This window comes from Pseudonocardia wallangbongensis (genome assembly GCF_054486945.1).
In genome coordinates this window covers 390,239-408,801 of record NZ_JBRERS010000001.1, presented here as the reverse complement: position 1 = coordinate 408,801, position 18,563 = coordinate 390,239, and the positions used below count along the sequence as shown (strand labels likewise).

At 72.8% G+C, this 18,563-nt stretch carries 21 protein-coding genes; 15 read left to right on the top strand and 6 right to left on the bottom strand.

All coding sequences use genetic code 11. The features are described 5' to 3' along the window. The first annotated feature begins 46 nt into the window (after positions 1-46). Genes ACU436_RS01985 through ACU436_RS01965 form a run of 5 tightly spaced genes read left to right on the top strand, consistent with a single transcriptional unit; the run spans position 47 to position 4,339 of the window. A complete protein-coding gene (locus ACU436_RS01985; protein WP_459020951.1) occupies positions 47-907 on the top strand; it encodes an HTD2 family dehydratase in 861 nt (286 codons plus the stop codon). Further along, positions 904-2,082, top strand: a complete 1,179-nt coding sequence (locus ACU436_RS01980; RefSeq protein WP_459020949.1) for a CaiB/BaiF CoA transferase family protein — start codon at positions 904-906, stop codon at positions 2,080-2,082. The genes ACU436_RS01985 and ACU436_RS01980 overlap by 4 nt, the downstream gene beginning before the upstream one ends. Before the next feature lie 9 nt (positions 2,083-2,091). After that, positions 2,092-3,243 carry an acyl-CoA dehydrogenase family protein gene (locus ACU436_RS01975; protein ID WP_459020947.1) on the top strand — a complete coding sequence of 384 codons (1,152 nt, stop codon included), beginning with the start codon at positions 2,092-2,094 and terminating at the stop codon, positions 3,241-3,243. Further along, on the top strand, positions 3,240-3,761 hold the full coding sequence (locus ACU436_RS01970) for a phosphonopyruvate decarboxylase (RefSeq protein ID WP_459020945.1): 522 nt from the start codon (positions 3,240-3,242) through the stop codon (positions 3,759-3,761). Before ACU436_RS01975 ends, ACU436_RS01970 begins: the two co-directional genes overlap by 4 nt. After that, complete coding sequence (locus tag ACU436_RS01965; RefSeq protein WP_459020943.1) at positions 3,758-4,339, top strand: thiamine pyrophosphate-dependent enzyme; 582 nt, start codon at positions 3,758-3,760, stop codon at positions 4,337-4,339. Before ACU436_RS01970 ends, ACU436_RS01965 begins: the two co-directional genes overlap by 4 nt. A gap of 97 nt (positions 4,340-4,436) precedes the next feature. On the opposite strand, the gene ACU436_RS01960 is transcribed toward ACU436_RS01965, so the two are convergent. Further along, positions 4,437-4,733, bottom strand: a complete 297-nt coding sequence (locus tag ACU436_RS01960; protein ID WP_459020941.1) for a YciI family protein — start codon at positions 4,731-4,733, stop codon at positions 4,437-4,439. Positions 4,734-4,781: 48 nt separating this feature from the next. Between ACU436_RS01960 and ACU436_RS01955 the strand changes: the two genes are divergently transcribed. Genes ACU436_RS01955 through ACU436_RS01945 form a run of 3 tightly spaced genes read left to right on the top strand, consistent with a single transcriptional unit; the run spans position 4,782 to position 6,738 of the window. Beyond that, entirely contained in the window at positions 4,782-5,078 is a 297-nt protein-coding gene (locus ACU436_RS01955) for a YciI family protein (protein ID WP_459020939.1), read from the top strand. Then, the gene (locus tag ACU436_RS01950) at positions 5,075-5,893 is read left to right on the top strand and encodes an SDR family NAD(P)-dependent oxidoreductase (RefSeq protein WP_459020937.1); all 819 of its coding nucleotides are present in this window, start codon (positions 5,075-5,077) and stop codon (positions 5,891-5,893) included. The genes ACU436_RS01955 and ACU436_RS01950 overlap by 4 nt, the downstream gene beginning before the upstream one ends. Further along, the gene (locus ACU436_RS01945) at positions 5,890-6,738 is read left to right on the top strand and encodes an alpha/beta fold hydrolase (RefSeq protein ID WP_459020935.1); all 849 of its coding nucleotides are present in this window, start codon (positions 5,890-5,892) and stop codon (positions 6,736-6,738) included. Before ACU436_RS01950 ends, ACU436_RS01945 begins: the two co-directional genes overlap by 4 nt. 130 nt (positions 6,739-6,868) lie before the next feature. Here the strand turns inward: ACU436_RS01945 and ACU436_RS01940 are convergent, their stop codons facing one another. From ACU436_RS01940 to ACU436_RS01920, 5 genes are all read right to left on the bottom strand, one after another. Continuing rightward, the gene (locus tag ACU436_RS01940) at positions 6,869-7,618 is read right to left on the bottom strand and encodes an ABC transporter ATP-binding protein (RefSeq protein ID WP_459022593.1); all 750 of its coding nucleotides are present in this window, start codon (positions 7,616-7,618) and stop codon (positions 6,869-6,871) included. A 2-nt stretch (positions 7,619-7,620) separates the two neighbouring features. Beyond that, positions 7,621-8,367, bottom strand: a complete 747-nt coding sequence (locus tag ACU436_RS01935) for an ABC transporter permease (RefSeq protein WP_459022592.1) — start codon at positions 8,365-8,367, stop codon at positions 7,621-7,623. Further along, the gene (locus tag ACU436_RS01930) at positions 8,367-9,134 is read right to left on the bottom strand and encodes an ABC transporter permease (protein WP_459020933.1); all 768 of its coding nucleotides are present in this window, start codon (positions 9,132-9,134) and stop codon (positions 8,367-8,369) included. The genes ACU436_RS01935 and ACU436_RS01930 overlap by 1 nt, the downstream gene beginning before the upstream one ends. After that, entirely contained in the window at positions 9,131-10,102 is a 972-nt protein-coding gene (locus tag ACU436_RS01925; RefSeq protein ID WP_459020931.1) for an ABC transporter substrate-binding protein, read from the bottom strand. The genes ACU436_RS01930 and ACU436_RS01925 overlap by 4 nt, the downstream gene beginning before the upstream one ends. A gap of 96 nt (positions 10,103-10,198) precedes the next feature. Next, a complete protein-coding gene (locus ACU436_RS01920) occupies positions 10,199-10,960 on the bottom strand; it encodes an IclR family transcriptional regulator (protein ID WP_459020929.1) in 762 nt (253 codons plus the stop codon). Between the two features lie 79 nt (positions 10,961-11,039). Between ACU436_RS01920 and ACU436_RS01915 the strand changes: the two genes are divergently transcribed. The 7 genes from ACU436_RS01915 to ACU436_RS01885 are packed head-to-tail and all read left to right on the top strand — an operon-like array spanning position 11,040 to position 18,537. Continuing rightward, positions 11,040-12,602: an ABC transporter substrate-binding protein gene (locus tag ACU436_RS01915; RefSeq protein WP_459020927.1), complete on the top strand. Its 1,563-nt coding sequence runs from the start codon at positions 11,040-11,042 to the stop codon at positions 12,600-12,602. Further along, a complete protein-coding gene (locus ACU436_RS01910) occupies positions 12,599-13,630 on the top strand; it encodes an ABC transporter permease (protein WP_459020925.1) in 1,032 nt (343 codons plus the stop codon). The genes ACU436_RS01915 and ACU436_RS01910 overlap by 4 nt, the downstream gene beginning before the upstream one ends. Beyond that, positions 13,627-14,466, top strand: a complete 840-nt coding sequence (locus ACU436_RS01905) for an ABC transporter permease (protein WP_459020923.1) — start codon at positions 13,627-13,629, stop codon at positions 14,464-14,466. The genes ACU436_RS01910 and ACU436_RS01905 overlap by 4 nt, the downstream gene beginning before the upstream one ends. After that, on the top strand, positions 14,467-16,245 hold the full coding sequence (locus tag ACU436_RS01900) for an ABC transporter ATP-binding protein (RefSeq protein WP_459020921.1): 1,779 nt from the start codon (positions 14,467-14,469) through the stop codon (positions 16,243-16,245). 15 nt (positions 16,246-16,260) lie between these two features. Then, positions 16,261-17,148, top strand: a complete 888-nt coding sequence (locus tag ACU436_RS01895) for a beta-keto acid cleavage family enzyme (protein ID WP_459020919.1) — start codon at positions 16,261-16,263, stop codon at positions 17,146-17,148. After that, positions 17,145-18,101, top strand: a complete 957-nt coding sequence (locus ACU436_RS01890; RefSeq protein WP_459020917.1) for a 3-hydroxyacyl-CoA dehydrogenase NAD-binding domain-containing protein — start codon at positions 17,145-17,147, stop codon at positions 18,099-18,101. The genes ACU436_RS01895 and ACU436_RS01890 overlap by 4 nt, the downstream gene beginning before the upstream one ends. After that, positions 18,091-18,537 carry a thioesterase family protein gene (locus tag ACU436_RS01885; RefSeq protein ID WP_459020916.1) on the top strand — a complete coding sequence of 149 codons (447 nt, stop codon included), beginning with the start codon at positions 18,091-18,093 and terminating at the stop codon, positions 18,535-18,537. The genes ACU436_RS01890 and ACU436_RS01885 overlap by 11 nt, the downstream gene beginning before the upstream one ends. Positions 18,538-18,563 lie beyond the last annotated feature (26 nt).

Sequence of the window (18,563 nt, the reverse complement as noted above, 5' to 3'; positions counted from 1 at the left end):
GAGTCAGTATTTCACTCACGCCGGGATCACCGCGCATGATGAGGGAATGAGCGATGTCGCGCAGGTGTCCCTGACCGACGCGCTGGAGGGATGGCGGCCCCCGCCGGTCGAGACGACGAGACGGGTCGACCCGTGGGTGGCGGAGGCCTTCGCGGACCTGCTCGACGCGCCGCGGCCCGTGCACCTGCCGCCGCTCTGGCACTGGTTCCTGCTCCTCGACCATCCCGCGGGCTCGAACACCGGCGCCGACGGACATCCGGCCGCCGGGCCGTTCCTGCCGCCGATCCCGGGGAGGCGGCGGATGTTCGCCGGCGGCCGGCTGCGCCAGGACGCCCCGATCCCGCTCGGGGCGGAGCTGTCGAGCCGCGCCGCCGTCTCCGACGTCACGGTGAAGACCGGCCGCAGCGGCGAGATGGCGTTCGTGACCGTCCGGACCGAGCTGTCCGCCGGCGGCGCGCCGGTCGGCGTCGAGGAGCAGGACATCGTCTACCGCTCCGAGCCGCCGGGCACACCTCCGCGCACGCTGCCACCGCCGGAGACCGATCGCCCCGACCCCGCGGGGGAGTGGCGGCTGGAGCTCGCCACGAGCCCGGTGCTGCTCTTCCGCTTCAGCGCCCTGACCTACAACGGGCACCGGATCCACTACGACGAGCCGTACGCCACGGGGGTCGAGGGGTACCCGGGGCTCGTGGTGCACGGCCCGCTGCTCGCCCTCCTCGCGCTGGAGCTCCCGCGCCGGCACGCCCCCGGCCGCGCCGTCCGGTCCTTCGAGTACCGGCTGGTCCGGCCCGCGTTCGCCCCGGCGCGCATCGTCAGCGCGGGGAGCGTGCAGGGCTCGGAGGCCGACGTGGTCGTCGCCGCCCGCGGCGCCGCCCCGTCCCTGACGGCGAAGGTCGGTCTCGCGTGAACCCGCCCCTGCACGGGATCACCGTCGTCAGCCTGGAGCAGGCGGTGGCCGCCCCGTTCGCCACCCGCCAGCTCGCCGACCTCGGCGCGCGCGTCATCAAGATCGAGCGTCCGGACGGCGGCGACTTCGCCCGCGGCTACGACGAGTCGGTGCACGGCAACTCGAGCTACTTCGTGTGGCTCAACCGCTCCAAGGAGTCCCTGACCCTGGACGTGAAGTCGGCCGAGGGCCGGGCGGTTCTCGGGGAGCTGCTGGACCGGGCCGACGTCTTCGTGCAGAACCTCGGCCCCGGCGCCGCCGGGCGGCTCGGGGTCGACGCGGCGAGCCTCGCGACCACGCACCCGCGGGTGATCCCGTGCACGGTGTCGGGGTGGGGCACCGACGGACCGTGGGCCGGCCGCAAGGCATACGACCTGCTCGTCCAGGCCGAGACCGGGGTGCTGGCGCTCACCGGCACCCCCGAGCACACGGCCCGGGTCGGCATCTCGATCGCCGACATCGCCGCGGGCATGTACGCCTACTCCGGAATCCTCACGGCGCTGCTGCGGCGCGCCACCACGGGCGAGGTCTCGGCGGTGGAGGTCTCGCTGTTCGAGGCCCTCGCGGAGTGGATGGGTTCGCCGGCCAACTACACCGCCTACGGCGGCCGCCAGCCCGCCCGCAGCGGCGCCGACCACGCCACGATCGCGCCGTACGGCCCGGTCGCCACCGCCGACGGCGCCGTCGTGCTCGGGCTGCAGAACGACCGGGAGTGGCGCGCGCTGTGCGCCGTCGTGCTCGACGACCCCGGCCTCGCCGACGACCCGCGGTTCGTCACCAACTCGGCCCGGGTCGAGCACCGCGGCGAGCTGAACGCGCTGATCGAGACCCGGTTGGCCGCCCTGGACATGGACGCGGCCTCGGCCCTGCTCGACGGGGCGGGCATCGCCAACGCCCGGCTCAACCAGGTGCGGGACTTCCTCGACCACCCGGTGCTCGACAAGCGCGACCGCTGGCGGCCGGTCGACGTGCCCGGGGGCACGATCAGCGCCCTGCGCCCGCCCGCCGACATCGCCGGCGTCGACCCCGTGATGGGGCCGGTCCCCGTGCTCGGCGCCCACACCGACCCGATCCTGCGCGAGCTCGGCCGCACGGACGCCGAGATCGCGGCGCTGCGTGACCGCGCCGTCGTCTGAGAGGAACGCATGAACGCCGAGGAACAGGCCATCGTCGAGGTCGTGCGCGAGTTCGTCGACCAGGACGTGCGGCCGGTGGTCCGGGAGCTGGAGCACGCCAACGCCTATCCCGAGAAGCTCATCGAGCAGATGAAGGAGCTCGGGATCTACGGCCTCGCGGTGCCCGAGCCGTGGGGCGAGGTGGCCGTGTCGATGCCCTGCTACGCGCTCGTCACCGCGGAGCTCGCGCGGGGCTGGATGAGCCTGGCGGGGGCGATGGGCGGGCACACCGTCGTCGCGAAGCTGCTCGCCACGTTCGGGACGCGCGAGCAGCAGGACCGCTACCTGCCGCGGATGGCCACCGGCGAGATCCGGGCCACGATGGCGCTCACCGAGCCCGGCGGCGGCTCGGACCTGCAGGCGATGAGCACGCACGCCCGCCGCGACGGCGACTCCTACGTGGTCGACGGGGCGAAGACGTGGATCAGCAACGCGCGGCGCTCGCAGCTCATCGCGCTGCTGTGCAAGACCGACCCGAACGCTGCGCCGAAGCACCGGGGCGTGTCGATCCTGCTGGTCGAGCACGGTCCCGGCCTGACCGTCTCGCAGGACCTGCCCAAGCTCGGCTACAAGGGCGTCGAGGCCTGCGAGCTGGTGTTCGACGGCTACCGCGCCCCCGCCGACGCGGTGCTGGGCGGGGCCGAGGGCCGCGGGTTCGCCCAGATGATGCAGGGCCTCGAGACCGGCCGGATCCAGGTGGCCTCCCGGGCCCTCGGCGTCGCGCAGGCGGCGTTCGACGACTCCCTGCGCTACGCCCAGGAGCGGGAGAGCTTCGGCAAACCGATCTGGCAGCACCAGTCGATCGGCAACTACCTCGCGGACATGGGCACCAAGATCACCGCGGCCCGGCAGCTGATCCTGCACGCCGCCGAGCGGTTCGACGCGGGCGAGCGCAGCGACATGGAGGCCGGCATGGCGAAGCTGTTCGCCTCCGAGGTGGCGATGGAGGTCGCGCTGAACGCGGTGCGCATCCACGGCGGGTACGGCTACTCCACCGAGTACGACGTCGAGCGCTACTTCCGCGACGCCCCGCTCATGATCGTGGGCGAGGGCACCAACGAGATCCAGCGCAACGTCATCGCCGCGCAGCTCGTCAAGCGCGGGGGGCTGGGGAGGGCATGAGCGAGCACGGCTGGCAGAAAGAGGTCTTCGACGCGCTGCGCGACGCCGACGTGCGGCAGATCGCCTTCGTGCCGGACGCGGGGCACTCCTACGTGATCAGCGAGGCGATCGCCGACCCCGACATCCAGGACGTCGTGCTCACCACGGAGGAGGAGGGCGTCGGGGTCGTCTGCGGCGCCTGGCTGGGCGGTCAGCGCGCCGTGCTGCTCATGCAGAGCAGCGGGGTCGGCAACTGCGTGAACACCTTCTCGCTGCTCGAGACCTGCCGGTTCCCCTTCCTGACGCTCGTGACGATGCGCGGCGAGTACGCCGAGTTCAACCCGTGGCAGGGCCCGATGGGCCGCTGCACCCAGGCGGCGCTCGAGCTGATGGGCATCCGCGTGTACCGCGCCGAGGCGCCCGACGAGGTCGGCGAGGTCGTCGGCGCGGCGCTCGACTCGGCGTTCCTCGCCGGTGAGCAGGTGGCGGTGGTGCTCGGTCAGCGCCTGATCGGCCGGAAGACGTGGGGGAGCAAGTGACGGATGCACTCGACCGGCGGGCCGTCGTCGCCGATCTCGTCGCGGGCGCCCCGGACGCCCTGGTGGTCAGCGGGCTCGGCTCGGCGTCCTACGACCTCTACGCCGCGGGCGACCGGGACGAGAACTTCTACCTCTGGGGCGCGATGGGCTCCGCCGTGCCGATCGGGCTCGGGGTCGCGCTCGCCCAGCCGGACCGGTCGGTCGTCGTGGTGACCGGCGACGGCGAGCAGCTGATGGGGCTCGGCAGCCTCGCCACCGTCGGTGCCCGCGGGCCGGCCAACCTCACGGTGGTGGTGCTCGACAACGGTCACTACGGCGAGACCGGGATGCAGGAGAGCCACACCGGCCGCGGCACCGACCTCGTCGCCGTGGCCCGGGGCTGCGGGATCGCCGACGCCGTCCGCGTCACCGAGCAGCACCAGGTGCGGCAGCTCGCGGAGCGGATCGGGGCGCGGTCCGGCCCCGCCTTCGCCCAGGTGCTGATCAGCGCGGACGAGCCCGCCCGCGTGCTCCCGCCCCGTGACGGCGTGTTCGTGAAGAACCGGTTCCGCGCGGCACTGGGGCTGCCCACCTTCTGAATCGGCCGGACGCTCACACACCAACTGCGTCGCCGGCACACCAACTGCAGTTCGTGTGCCAGCACCAGAGTTGGTGTGTGAGCGGTGGAACTCGTGGCTACTGGCCGCTCAGCTGCCCCGCCAGCGGCCCGAGCGGGGGTGCCCATTCCCGGATGTCGGCGTTGGCGACCACGCCCGCCACGCTGTACGGGTCCTTGTCCACGATCGCCTGGACCGCCGCCTTGTCCTCGGCCCGGAAGATCAGCAGGCCGCCGGGGGCCTCGCCGGGAACCCAGGCGCCCGCCACGAGCAGCGCGTCGAGTCCTCGCAGGTAGTCGCGGTGGGTGGGGCGCGTGGCCTCCCGGAGGTCGGTGTCGTCGGTGTAGGTGTAGATCACGGCGAAGGTCGAGGACATGGGGTCGATACTTCCACCCGGACGTGCTCCCGAACCAGAATGAGGCCCATGACGATCTACGCGGTGACCTACCGGTACTCCGACGACGTCGCCACGCGCGACCGCGTGCGCCCCGAGCACCGCGAGTACCTGCGCGGGCTCGCCGACCGGGGACAGCTGCTGCTGTCCGGCCCGTTCGGCCCCGGCGAGCCGGCGGGTGGCCTGCTGATCCTCCGCGCCGAGGGCAAGGCCGAGGTCGGCGCGTTGATCGCGAAGGACCCGTTCACGACCAGCAGCGTGATCGTCTCCAGCGAGATCGCGGAGTGGGATCCGGTGATCGGTCCGCTGAGCTCCGGCATCTCGTGAACCCCTACCGGTTCGCGGGGCGCACGGCCGTCGTCACCGGCGCCGGGAGCGGGATCGGGGAGCAGGTCGCCCGCGGGCTCGCCGAGCGGGGCAGCCACCTCGTGCTCCTCGAGCGCGATGCGGAACGCCTGGACCGGGTGTCGGCGGCCATCCGTGGCGCGCACCCGGGGATCGAGGTGGCGCAGGTCGAGGTCGACCTGGCCGACCGGGCCGCCACCACCGCGGCGGCGGAACGGATCGTGCGCGACCACCCGCGGACGGACCTGCTGGTCAACAACGCCGGGGTGGCGCTCGCCGGCCGGTTCGACGAGGTCACCCTCGACGAGTTCGAGTGGGTGCTGGAGGTGAACTTCCACGCGCCCGTGCGCCTCACCCACCACCTGCTGCCCACCATGGGCGCCGGTGCCCACCTGGTGAACGTCTCCAGCCTGTACGGCCTGATCTCCCCGCCCGGCCAGTCGGCGTACTCGGCGTCGAAGTTCGCGCTGCGCGGCTTCAGCCAGGTCCTGCGCGCGGAGCTGGCCGACCGGGGGATCGGCGTGACCACGGTCCACCCCGGCGGGATCGCCACCAGGATCGCGGCCGACGCGCGGGTGGGCGCCGGCGTCGACCGCGAGGCGCACGCCGTGGGGTTGAAGGAGTTCTCCCGCCTGCTGACCTACCCGCCGGAACGGGCCGCCGCCGACATCCTCCGCGCCGTCGAGCGGCGGAAGGCCCGGCTGCTGATCGCCACGAGCGCGAAGGTGCCCGACGTGCTCGCCCGGCTGTTCCCGGTCGGCCACATGACGGCGATCGCCCGGGTGCTGGGCCGATGACCGTGCTCGTCGAGGCGGGTGGGGCGAAGGTCCGGGTCCGGGAGTCGGGTGATCCCGCAGGCGACCCGATCGTCATGCTGCACGGCATCGGCCGCAGCCTGGAGGACTGGTCGCCCCAGCACGAGCTCCTCCCCGCCGCCCGCCGCGTGATCAGCATGGACATGCTCGGGTTCGGGCTCTCCGATCCACCGCCGGGGCCGATGACGCTCGCGCGGCTGGCCGACGGGGTGTACGACACGCTCGACGCTCTCGGCGTCCACCGCCCGGTCCACGTGCTCGGCAACTCCCTCGGTGGGGCCGTCGCGCTGGCGATGCAGGCCACGCGCCCGGAGCGCGTCACCGGCGTCGTCCTCGCCGCTCCGGCGGGATTCGGTCGGGAGGTCGTCCTCGACCTCCGGCTGCTCGCGATCCCCGGCATCGGCCGGGCGCTGCTGCGGAACGTCGGCCGGGCGGGCGCGCGCCGCACCGAGCGCGCCCTCTACCACGACGGGTCGTTCGTCACCGAGGAACGGATCCGGCACGCCATGCGCGTCGCCGCCCACCCCGGCCGTCCCGAGCTGTTCCTCGACGTCGTGCGTGAGCTGGGCACCGCGCGCGGAATCCGGCCGGGCTGGCGGTCCGCACTGCTCGCCGGCGTCGCTCGCCACCCGCGGCCCACCCTGATCGTCTGGGGCGACCGGGACCGCATCCTGCCCGCGCACCATCTCTCCGCCGCCCGCACGGCGCTGCCGCACGCGCAGTCGCACGTCTTCGGCGACACCGGCCACCTGCCACAGGTCGAGCGGGCCGCGGGGTTCGCCGAGCTGGTCGGCCCCTTCCTCGACTCGCGACTCCCCGCCGGATGACCGGTGATCAGCACTCCACGGTGCCGGCCGGCGACGCCGCCCTCCGGGCTCACACACCAACTGTGGTGCTCACACACCAACTGCAGTTCATGTGCGAGCACCACGGTTGGTGTGTGACCGGCAGCCCGGGTCACCGCCGCAGCAGGCGGGCGACCTCCGTCCGGAGCCGGACGAACTCGGGTGCCGCCCGGGTGCCGATCTGGTCGCGGTCGGCGGGCAGGTCCACCTCCAGCACGGCGGCGACCGTCGCCGGTGCCGGGGACAGCACGACGACGCGGTCGGCCAGGTAGACGGCCTCGTCGATGTCGTGGGTGACGAGCAGGGCCGTCATCCCGTGCTCGGTCCGGACGCGCAGCAGCAGGTCTTCCAGGTCGGCCCGGGTCTGCGCGTCGACGGAGGCGAACGGCTCGTCCAGGAGCATCAACGCGGGCCGGTGGGCCAGGGCCCGCGCGATCGCCACCCGCTGCTGCATGCCGCCGGAGAGCTGGCGCGGGTACCGCGCGCCCTGCCCGTCGAGCCCGACCTGCTTCAGCGCCTCCTCCGCCCGCTCCCGCCGCTCGGGCCGGTCGACGTGCCCGCGCAGCGGCAGCTCGACGTTGCCGCGCACCGACAGCCAGGGGTAGAGCGAGCGGCTGTAGTCCTGGAACACCATGGCCAGGCCGGGGACGACGCCCCGCACCGGCTCGTCGTCGAGGCGCACCTCGCCGGACGTGGGGGTGAGCAGGCCGGCCACGGCACGCAGCAGCGTCGACTTCCCGCAGCCCGACGGCCCGACGATGCACACCAGCTCGCCGGGCCGGGCGTCCAGGGAGACGTCGTGCAGCGCCGGGCCCGGCCCGTAGCGGTGGCCGAGGCCCGACACGTCGAGCGCGACGGACATCCTCACGCCCCCTTCTGCTGCCAGTGCAGCACCCGGGACTCCAGGGCGACGAGGCCCGAGTTGAACGCGTAGCCGAGCACGCCCAGCAGCACCACGACCGCCCACATGGTCAGGAAGTCGAACCGCCGCTGCGCCATCGCCAGCTGGAAGCCCAGACCGTTGGTCGCGCCGACGAGCTCCGAGATCACCATGAGGATCAGGGCGAGCGACAGGCTCACCCGCAGGCCGGCCAGCACCTTGGGCGTCGCCGCGGGCAGGACGACGCGCAGCCACCACTCGGTGCGGCGCAGCCGGAGCACCCGCGCGGTCTCCACCTGCACGGGGTGCACCGAGGCCGCGCCGTCGATGCTGCTGAGCAGGACCGGCCAGATCACGCCGACGACGATCGTGGCGAGCTGCATCGGCGTGCCGAGGTCGAACAGCACGAGGAACAGCGGGACGAGCAGCGGCGGGGGGACGGCCCGCACGAACGCGAACAGCGGGCTCAGGTACTGCAGGGCGACCCCGGAGCGCCCCAGCACGAGGCCGGCGACCACGCCGCACAGCGCGGCGATCGCCCAGCCCGCGAGCATGCGCCCGACCCCGGGGAACAGGTGGGCGACGACGAGGTCGGAGTGCCACAGCCGGTCCCACAACGCCATGGCGATCTCGGACGGTGGTGGGAAGAACGGGCTGTCGCCGGCACGGGCGGCCGGCTCCCAGAGCGCGACCGCGACGACCAGGACCGCCCAGCGGCGGACGAGGGGCATCACGCGTCGGGCTCCCCGGCGTCCCAGCCGAGGAAGCGGCGGTGCGCCAGCTCGAGCACGGCGTTGACGGCGCAGCCGATCAGCCCGACGGTGAGCGTCCCGGCCAGCACGAGGTCCATCCGCCCGCCGCCGCTGCCGGCGAGGAAGACGAACTGCCCGATGCCACCGGTGCCGGCGCCGAGCAGCTCGCTGCTGACGACGAGGATGAGCGCGATGGCCGCCGAGACGCGCAGCGCGGTCATGACGAACGGTGCGGCGTGCGGGAGCGCCACCGTGAACAGCCGCCGGGTGGCCGACAGGCCGAAGGCTCGGGCGGTGTCGGTCTGCACCGGGTCGATCTCGCCCATGGCGTAGCTCGTCGTGAGCAGGAGCGGCCACACCGCGGCGTACACGGCCAGCGTGATGGTGGTCTCCGGGCCGCGGCCGAGCAGGACCACCGCCAGTGGGATGAGCGCCACCGACGGCACCGGCCGGAGGAACTCGACGAGCGACCGGGTGGCCGCGCGGACGGGTGCGACGCTCCCGAGGACGAGCCCGGCCGGCACCGCGAGCAGCACGGCCAGCACGACCGCGGCCGCCCACGAACCCAGCGTGGCCAGCACGTCGGCGAGGAAGCCCGGGTCGGTGAGCAGGCCCGCCAGGGTCGCCAGCACCGTCGACGCGGGCGGGAACAGCTCGCTGGGCACGGCGCCGGAACGCCCGAACACCTCCCAGGCCAGCAGGAACGCGAGCACCCCGATGAGGCCCCGGACCGCGATCGGCCTCACGTCGCGCGGACGAGGTCGTCCACGTTCATCGGTGCGGTGAGCGCCCCGAACTGCAGCATCAGGTCGGCCACCCGCTGGATCTGCGCGGCGTCCGTAGTGGTCGGGTACGCGCTGGCGCTGATCTGCGCGGCCGTCTCCGGGCCGATCCCCGCCGAGGAGACGAGCAGCGGTTCGAGCACCGTGCGGTCGGCGCAGCGGCGCTGCGCCTCGACGAGCGCGTCCCGGAACGCCCGGACGACGTCGGGGTTCTCCTCGGCGAACCGGCCCGTGACCACGTAGCCGTCGATGGGCAGGTCCGCCGTGGGGCCCGAACACGGGTCCAGGACCGTGCGGACCGAGAGCGTGCGCCGGGCCTCCGACAGGAAGGGCTCGGGGAGGAACGCGGCGTCGACGCGGCCGTTGGCGAGCGCGTTCGCCATGTCCGGGAACGGGATCTCGACGAAGGTCAGCCGGTCCGCCGGGAGGCCCGCGGCGCCCACCACCGCGCTGACGGTCAACGTGGCGATGTTGTTGAGGGCGTTCACCCCGATCGTGCGGCCCGCCAGGTCGGCGGGCGCCTCGACGGCCGAGTCGGGCAGCGTCACCACCGAGAAGTTGTCCGGCCGGGCCCGGCTGGCCTCCGCGATGATCACGACGTCGAGGTTCTGGGATCGCGCCGCGATCGTCGAGACGTGGTTGCCGAACAGCACGTCGAGGTCGCCGGCGATGAGCGCGGGCAGCGCGACCGCGCCGCTCTGCACCCGCTCGGTCGAGACGGCGAGCCCGCCGGCCGTGAACAGGCCCTGTTCGGCGGCCAGCGCGAGCGGTGCCGCCCCGACGATGGGGAGCATCCCCACGCGCACCTCGGTCGGCCCGGCCGCGGCGGCCTCGTCGCTGTCGTCGGCGCCGCAGGCCGCGAGGACGGGTGCCGCGAGCAGCCCCATCGCGGTGAGGAACCGTCTCCGGTCGAGTGTCGTGACGCCGTCCACCTTCGTCCCCCCGGGTGTGCTCGGATGCCGAGCCGAACCTGGGCCAGCGCCGCGTTGCACGCAAGGTCACCGACCGGCCACTCACCGGCCACGCTCTCAGCGCGGACCGAGCCGGGCGGCCGCCCGGACCACCACCTCGCCCAGCTCGGCGAAGCGCTCGGGCGGGACCCGGTCCCGCGGCCCCCAGATGGAGAGCACCGCGAGCGGGCGGCCGGTGCGGTCGAGCACCGGCGCGGAGACGCCGTACAACGAGGACTCGAGCTCGCCGGGGCACACGCCGTAGCCGCGGTCCCGGGTGGCGGCGAGCTCGACGGCCAGGGCTTCGGGGTCGGTGATCGTGGTGTCGGTGAACCGCGTCAGGGGGCCGGTCAGCACCCGGCGTACCTGCGGCGCGGGCAGGAAGGCGAGCAGCGCCTTGCCGGTGGAGGTGGCGTGCAGCGCCACCGTGCGGCCGAGCCAGCTCGCGGTGAGCACCGCGGTGGGCGTCACCTCGTCGAGGTAGGTCAGCCCGCCCATCCCGGGCACGGCGAGGGACGCGGTCTCCCCGGTCTGCTCGCACATCCGCTCGAGGATCGGGTGTGCCGCCGCGATCAGCGCGTCCGGTCCGGCCGCGTTGCCGAGCTCCGTGGTGGTGATCCCGATCGAGTACCGGCCGGTCGACTCGTCGACGGCCACCAGCCCCCGTACCTGGAGCGTCTTGAGCAGCCGCCACGCCGTGGCCCGGTTGAGCCCGCACGTCCGCGCCAGAGCGGGCGCGGTGGCCGCCTCGGGCTGCGCGGCGGCCACGGCCAGGAGAAGATCGACAGCCCGGTCCACCGACTGGATCCGGACCGACGGCGCAGGCTCACGCGTTGCCACGACGCAACATCCTCATCACCTGCATTGACGGTCCACCTCGCCCTGACTAGGTTCACATTACTCCGAGGGGGTTCGCATCATGCGACAGACAGCGCCGTCCCGTCGAGATGTGCTGAAGTTCGGCCTGGCCGCCGGCGCCGCGCTCGCCGGCCTGTCCGGGTGCGCCACGGTGCCGCAGCGGCCCGCGCCGGGCACGCCGCCCGTCCGGGGTGGCGTGTACAGCCACGGCGCCACCGGTGGCGGGCTGAAGGACACGCTCGAGCCGTACTTCCCGGTCACCAACCCGGACATCAGCCGCTGCATGCAGCTCTACGAGCCGCTCCTGCGCTGGGACCCGAACTACGAGATCGAGCCGTCGGTCGCCGAGTCGATCACCCCGAACGGCGACAACACGCAGTGGACGGTCCGCATCCGCGACGGCGTGGAGTTCCACCACGGCAAGACCGTCACGGCCGAGGACGTCATGTACAGCCTCGCGACGGTCACCGACCCGGACAACACCGGCTCCGGGGGCACCGAGCTCGCCACCGTCCTCGAGCTGAACAACTCGAAGGTCGTCGACCCCCGCACGATCGTGCTGCAGCTCAACTCGCCGTACGCGGTGCTCGACCAGCTGCTCGCCGAGTACACCGTCGGGATCATTCCCACCGACTTCGACGTCGCCCACCCGGTCGGCACGGGGCCGTTCGCATACAAGCACTTCGTGCCGGGCCAGCTGTCCCAGTTCGTCCGGCACGAGAACTACTGGGACGGCCCGGCGTGGGTCGACGAGCTGTTCATCTACGACTTCGCCGACGACGCGGCCAAGGTGAACGCGCTGCTCGCGGGCCAGGTGCAGAGCATCGACAACCTGCCCAACTACCTGGCCGGCACGATCGAGCAGCAGGGCGCGTCGCCGCTGGTCTCCGAGACCGGCGCGTGGGTGCCGTTCACGATGCGCGTCGACGTCGCGCCGTTCTCGGACGTGCGGGTACGGCAGGCGCTGCGCCTCATCGTCGACCGCCAGCAGATGATCGACCAGGCGCTCAACGGCTTCGGCATCCTCGGCAACGACATGTACGCGCCGTTCGACCCGGCGTACGCGAGCGACCTGCCGCAGCGCATGCAGGACATCGACCAGGCCAGGTCGCTGCTGCGCCAGGCCGGGCAGGAGAACCTCGACGTCGAGCTGGTCACGTCCAGCGCGGTCGGGGCGGGCGCGGTCGAGTCGGCCAACCTGTTCGTCGAGCAGGCCCGGCAGGCCGGTCTCACGGTCCGGCTGAACAAGGCCGACGCCAACGTCTTCTACGGCGACCGGTACCTGTCCTGGAACTTCGCGCAGGACTTCTGGAACACCCGCAACTACATCCCGCAGGTGGCGTCGTCGTCCGTGCAGACCGCGACCTACAACGAGACCCATTTCGACGATCCGGTCTTCACCGCGCTGATCGACCAGGCCAAGCGGGAGCCGGACCCGGCGCGGCGCAATCAGCTCCTGCACGACGCGCAGGAGATCGAGTACAACACCGGGGGTTACATCATCTGGGGCTTCAAGCGCCAGCTCGACGCCTACTCCAACCTCGTGCAGGGGCTCGAGCCGCACCGGTACCTGCCGTGCTCGAACTTCCGGTTCTCCCGCGCGTCCTTCGTGAGGCAGCCATGACCGACCTCGTGACGCAGGACCAGGTGACCGAGACCCCGGTCAGCACCCCGCCCCGGGCGGGCTCCGCCTGGCTGAAGTGGTTCGCCCGCCGCATCGGTCTGGCCCTGCTGACGCTCTGGCTGTGCTCGGTGCTGGTCTTCTTCGCCACCGCCGCGCTGGGCGATCCGGTGCGCGCGATCCTCGGCAAGGACTACGGCTCCAGCCCGGAGCGGGTGGCCGCTCTGGAGGCCGAGCTCCACCTCGACCAGCCGGTGATCGGCCGGTACCTCGAGTGGTTGGGCGGGCTGCTGACGGGCAACCTCGGCAACTCTGTCGCCAACGGCCTGCCGGTCGGCGAGCTGGTCGGCGACCGGATCGTCAACTCCGCGGTCCTGGTGATCGTGGCGGCGATCGTCATGATCCCGGTCGCCTTCGGGATCGCGATGGTGTCGGCGAACAACCGGGGGAAGCGCGCCGACGGCGTGATCCAGATCGTCATGATCACGCTGGCCGGGCTGCCCGAGTTCGTGGTCGGCATCCTGCTGGTGGCGCTCTTCTCCACCACGGTGCTGCACGTGCTCCCCGCCGTCACCATCGCGGGCGGCGGCGCGCCGCCGTGGTACACCCCGGGGTCGATGATCCTCCCGGTGCTCACCCTGGTGATCGCGGTGGCGCCGTACGTGGCCCGGATCGTCCGCTCGAGCCTGCTCGAGGTGCTCGACTCCGACTACGTCGAGCTGGCCCGGCTCAAGGGCGTGCCCGAGCGCGTCGTCCTGCGCAAGCACGCCCTGCTCAACGCGATCGTCCCGGGCATCCAGGTGATCGCCCTGCAGCTGGCGTGGCTCGCCGGCGGCATCGTGATCGTCGAGTACCTGTTCTCCTACCCGGGGATCGGGGCGAGCCTGGTCGACTCCGTGCGCAACTCCGACTTCCCGATGGTGCAGGTGCTGGCCATGGTGATCGCCGCCGTCTACGTCGGCGTCAACCTGGTCGCCGACGTGCTGTCCATCCTGTTCACCCCGCGAGCGAGGACGGCGATCGCGTCATGAGCGTCATGACCCCGGGACCGATGTCGACGACGCGCCGGATCGGTCGGCAGCGCAGGCTGGTCACGGGCCTGGTGATCACGGTGGTGGTCGCGGTGGTCGCGATCGTCGGGCCGTGGCTCGCCCCGTACGGCGAGAACGACATCGTCGGCAAGCCCTTCACGACGGAGGGGTCCTGGCTGGGCACCGACTACCTCGGCCAGGACGTCTGGAGCCGGGTGCTCGCCGGTGGCGGCTCGATCCTGCTCACCGCCGTGTTCGCCACCGCGCTCGGCATGGTGGTCGGGATCGTCATCGGGGTGGTGGCCGCCTATGCCGGCGGCTGGCTCGACGAGGCGATCATGCGGCTCAACGACGTCGCGCTCGCCTTCCCACAGATCCTGCTGGCGCTGCTCGTGCTCACCGCCGTCGACCAGCCGGCCGCGTGGATGATCGTGCTGCTGGTCGGCTTCTCGCACGCCCCGCGCGTGGCGCGGGTGGCCCGCGGCGTGGCGCTGGGCATCGTGTCCCGCGACTTCGTGCACTCCGCGGAGGCGCTGGGCGAGTCGCGGCTGCGGGTGATCGTGGCCGAGGTGCTGCCGAACATGAACGCCCCGCTGCTGGCCGAGGCCGGGCTGCGGCTCACGTACTCGATCGGCATGGTGGCCGGCATCGGCTTCCTCGGCTTCGCCACCAACCCGGGGGCGGCCGACTGGGGCCAGATGATCAATGAGAACCGGTTGGCGCTGCTCGTGCAGCCGTGGGGCGTGCTGGCGCCGGTGATCGTGATCGGCATCTTCACCGTCGGCACCAACCTGATGGCCGACGGGATCGCGCAGCTCGCGGGGAGGGGGGAGTAGATGACGACCTCAGCGGAGACCGGGTGCACGCTCACCGACCTGCGGGTCGCCCTCACCGGCAGCCACCTCGACGTGGTCGACGAGATCAGCATCGAGCTGCGGCCCGGCGAGGTCGTCGGCCTGGTCGGCGAGTCCGGCTCCGGCAAGACCACCGCCGGCACGGCCCTGCTCGGCTACGCGCGGCACGGTGCGTTCATCGAACGCGGCAGCTTCCTGTTCGAGGGCCAGGACATCCTGGCCATGTCCTGGGAGCAGGTCCGCCCGATCCGCGGGCTGAAGATCGCGTACGTGCCGCAGGACCCGGGCGCGGCGCTCAACCCGGCGATCCGGATCGGCCGGCAGATCGTGGAGCTCCTGGAGCTGCACGGCATCGGCACCGCCGAGGAGCGCCTCGCGGGTGCCCGGGCCGGGCTGCGGGAAGTGGGTCTCCCGGACGACGACGAGTTCCTGGCCCGCTACCCGCACCAGCTCTCCGGTGGCCAGGTGCAGCGCGTCGCGCTCGCGATGGCGTTCCTGCCCCGCCCCAAGGTGCTGGTCCTCGACGAGCCGACCACCGGCCTCGACGTCACGACCCAGGGCATGGTGCTGCGGACCATGGCCGAGCTGTGCCGCAGCTACCGGGTGGCGGCGCTCTACGTCACCCACGACCTGGCCGTGGTCGCCAACATCGCCGACCGGGTCGCCGTCATGTACGCGGGGCGGATCATCGAGCTCGGCCCGCGCGATGCGATGTTCTCGCAGCCGGCGCACCCCTACACCCGGGCGTTGCTGGACGCCATCCCGCACCTGGCCCAGGCCCGCGCGCTCACCGGCATCCCGGGCAGCACACCCGGCCCGGGCCGCCGCCCGGCCGGCTGCCCGTTCCACGACCGCTGCGAGTACGTCCAGGACCGCTGCACGCAGATCGAGCCGCCGGACGTCCAGGTCGGCCCGGACCACACGGCGAGGTGCGTGCGCGTCGGTGAGATCGGCGCCTGGGACATGACCCGGGGCAACGTGGCCGACACCGACCCGAGCAAGAAGCGCGACATCATCCTCACCGCCCGCGACCTGCGCGTGTTCTACGGCCGCAAGGAGGTCGTGCACGGCGTCGGCTTCGACGTGGCCAAGGCCGAGGTCGTGGCGTTGGTGGGGGAGTCGGGCAGCGGCAAGACCACGATCTCGCGCTGCATCGGCGGCCTGCACCGGGAGTGGACCGGCGAGCTCACCTTCGACGGGCGCCCGCTCGGCAAGGGCTCGCGGGCGCGCAGCGTCGAGGACCGCAAGCGGATCCAGTACATCTTCCAGAACCCGTACCTCTCGCTGAACCCGCGACTCACGATCGCGCAGATCGTGGCGCGCCCGATGGAGCTGTTCGGCATCGCCAAGGGCAAGGCGGCCCGGGACAAGGTGGTGGAGCTCCTCGACGCGGTGGCCCTCGGGCCCACCGTGCTCGACCTGCGCACCGACCGGCTCTCCGGCGGCGAACGGCAGCGGGTGGCGATCGCGCGGGCCCTGGCCGCCGAACCGGACCTGCTGGTCTGCGACGAGATCACCTCGGCGCTCGACGTCTCGGTGCAGGGCTCGATCGTGGCGCTGCTGGAGGACCTCCGGAAGACCCGCGGGATCAGCATGCTGTTCGTCACCCACAACCTGGCCCTCGTCCGCTCGATCGCGGCGCGGGTGCAGGTGCTCAGCGGGGGCGAGCTGGTCGAGTCGGGGTTCGTCGTCGAGGTCCTCGACTCGCCGCGGCAGGAGTACACGAAGCGGCTGCTGAGCAACTCGCCCGCGGTCGGCTGAAGGGAGTCGGGGGATTTGAATCGCAAGGTCATCATCACCTGCGCGCTGACCGGTGCCGGGGACACCGTCGGCAGGTCCGAGCACGTGCCGGTCACGCCCGAGCAGATCGCCGAGTCCGGCATCGAGGCGGCCCGCGCGGGGGCCGCGGTCGTGCACGTCCACGTGCGGAACCCGAGCACCGGCGCCGGGTCCCGCGACGTGGCGCTGTACCGGGAGGTCGTGCGGCGGCTGCGGGAGAGCGACGTCGACGTCGTGATCAACACGACGGCCGGCATGGGCGGCGACCTCTTCCTGGACCCGCAGGACCCGTCCGGGTTCGCCGAGGGCACCGACCTGGTCAACGGGATCGAACGGCTGGCGCACGTCGAGGAACTGCTGCCCGACATCTGCACGCTCGACTGCGGCAGCCTGAACTTCGGCGAGGGCAGCCTGGTCTACGTCAGCACACCGGACATGCTGCGGGCCGGCGCCAATCGGATCCAGGAGCTCGGGGTGCGGCCCGAGCTGGAGATCTTCGACACCGGGCACCTCTGGTTCGCCAACAAGCTCGTCGACGAGGGCCTGATCGACCCGCCCGGCATGTACCAGCTGTGCACGGGCATCCCGTACGGTGCGCCGTCCGACCCGGCCCTGCTGGCGGCGATGGTGGCGCAGATCCCGCCCGGCGTCGTGTGGGCCTCGTTCGCCCTCGGCCGGATGCAGATGCCGTGGGTGGCGCAGTCGGTGCTGCTCGGCGGGCACGTGCGGGTGGGGCTGGAGGACAACCTGTACCTCGGTCGCGGCAACAAGGTCGGCAACGCGGCGCTCGTGGCCAACGCCGTCACGATCATCGAGGCGATGGGCGCCGAGGTGGCCACGCCGGACGAGGCGCGGGAGATCCTGTCCCTGCGGCCCCGCGCATGACCGAGCGGGTCGCCCCCGAGCAGGTGCGCACCGTCGCCTGCATCGGGGCAGGGGTGATCGGCGGCGGCTGGGTCGCCTACTTCCTGGCCCACGGGTTCCGGGTGCGCGCCTGGGACCCGGCACCGGACGCCGAGTCCCGGCTGCGGGCTCTCGTCGACGCGGCCTGGCCGGCACTGACCGAGCTGGGCCTCGCCCCCGGCGCGAGCGTGGACGACCTGACCGTGACGGCCGAGCTCGCCGACGCCGTCGGCAGCGCCGACTACGTCCAGGAGAGCGCCCCCGAACAGCTCGACCTCAAGCGCCGGCTGCTCGCCGACATCGACGCGGTCACCCCCGAGCACGTCGTCATCGGCTCCTCCACCTCGGGCTACGGCATGACCGAGATGGCCGCCGACGCGATCTGCGGGCACCGCCTGGTCGTCGCGCACCCGTTCAACCCGCCGTACCTGATCCCGCTGGTCGAGGTCGTCGGCGGCAAGCGGACCACGGCGGACGTCGTGGCGTGGACGGCCGGCTTCCTCCGCCACACCGGCAAGTCGGTGATCGTCATGGACCAGGAGGTGCCGGGGTTCATCGCGAACCGGCTGCAGGAGGCGCTGTGGCGGGAGGCCCTGCACATGGTGGCCAACGGCGAGGCCACCCCCGCCCAGATCGACGCCTCGATCATCGACGGGCCCGGCCTGCGCTGGGCCTTCCACGGGCCGATGCTCACGTTCCACCTGGCCGGCGGTCCGGGCGGCATGGCGCACATGCTCGACCACTTCGGGCCGTCGCTGCTGTCGCCGTGGACCCGCCTCGACGCGCCCGAGCTGACGCCGGCGCTGCGCGACAGCGTGGTGGCCGGCACCGAGGAGGCGGCGGGGGAGAAGACCATCGCCGACCTCGTGCGCGAGCGCGACCGCCGGCTCGTCGACGTGCTGCGGGTGCTCGGCAAGGTGCCCGGTGGTTCCTGAGACCTCGCTCCGGCCGTGGAGCGAGGACGTCCGGCCGGAGTGGATCGACTACAACGGCCACCTGTCCGAGGCCTACTACGTGCTGGTGTTCGGGCACGCCACCGATGCCGTGATCTCCGGGCTCGGCATCGACCCGGCCGTCACCGGCACCTCGCTCTACACGGTCGAGGCGCACGTCCGCTACCTCGACCAGGTGCCGCCCGGGGCCCGGCTGGAGGTGCGGACCTCGGTCATCGGGGTGACCGCCAAGCTGCTCTGGCTCTGGCACGAGATGTGGTCCGACGGCCGGCTGCGCGCCACCGAGGAGGTCCTGGCGGTGCACGTCGACGCCGGGGCCGGGCGCTCGAACCCGTTCCCGGACGAGCTGCGCGGCCGCCTCGACGCGATGCGGTCGCCGGTACCCGAGCACGCCTCCCGGCGGATTGCGCTCGGGTGAGCATTCGCGCCGGGGAGCGAACGGCG

Bases quoted from the DNA above. Each gene is read 5' to 3' on its own strand.
- ACU436_RS01975 (WP_459020947.1), top strand. From the start codon at position 2,092: ATGAACGCCGAGGAACAGGCCATCGTCGAGGTCGTGCGCGAGTTCGTC.
- ACU436_RS01940 (WP_459022593.1), bottom strand. From the start codon at position 7,618: ATGTCCGTCGCGCTCGACGTGTCGGGCCTCGGCCACCGCTACGGGCCG.
- ACU436_RS01910 (WP_459020925.1), top strand. From the start codon at position 12,599: ATGACCGACCTCGTGACGCAGGACCAGGTGACCGAGACCCCGGTCAGC.
- ACU436_RS01945 (WP_459020935.1), top strand. From the start codon at position 5,890: ATGACCGTGCTCGTCGAGGCGGGTGGGGCGAAGGTCCGGGTCCGGGAG.
- ACU436_RS01915 (WP_459020927.1), top strand. From the start codon at position 11,040: ATGCGACAGACAGCGCCGTCCCGTCGAGATGTGCTGAAGTTCGGCCTG.
- ACU436_RS01935 (WP_459022592.1), bottom strand. From the start codon at position 8,367: ATGCCCCTCGTCCGCCGCTGGGCGGTCCTGGTCGTCGCGGTCGCGCTC.
- ACU436_RS01890 (WP_459020917.1), top strand. From the start codon at position 17,145: ATGACCGAGCGGGTCGCCCCCGAGCAGGTGCGCACCGTCGCCTGCATC.
- ACU436_RS01985 (WP_459020951.1), top strand. From the start codon at position 47: ATGAGCGATGTCGCGCAGGTGTCCCTGACCGACGCGCTGGAGGGATGG.
- ACU436_RS01960 (WP_459020941.1), bottom strand. From the start codon at position 4,733: ATGTCCTCGACCTTCGCCGTGATCTACACCTACACCGACGACACCGAC.
- ACU436_RS01955 (WP_459020939.1), top strand. From the start codon at position 4,782: ATGACGATCTACGCGGTGACCTACCGGTACTCCGACGACGTCGCCACG.
- ACU436_RS01970 (WP_459020945.1), top strand. From the start codon at position 3,240: ATGAGCGAGCACGGCTGGCAGAAAGAGGTCTTCGACGCGCTGCGCGAC.
- ACU436_RS01900 (WP_459020921.1), top strand. From the start codon at position 14,467: ATGACGACCTCAGCGGAGACCGGGTGCACGCTCACCGACCTGCGGGTC.
- ACU436_RS01905 (WP_459020923.1), top strand. From the start codon at position 13,627: ATGAGCGTCATGACCCCGGGACCGATGTCGACGACGCGCCGGATCGGT.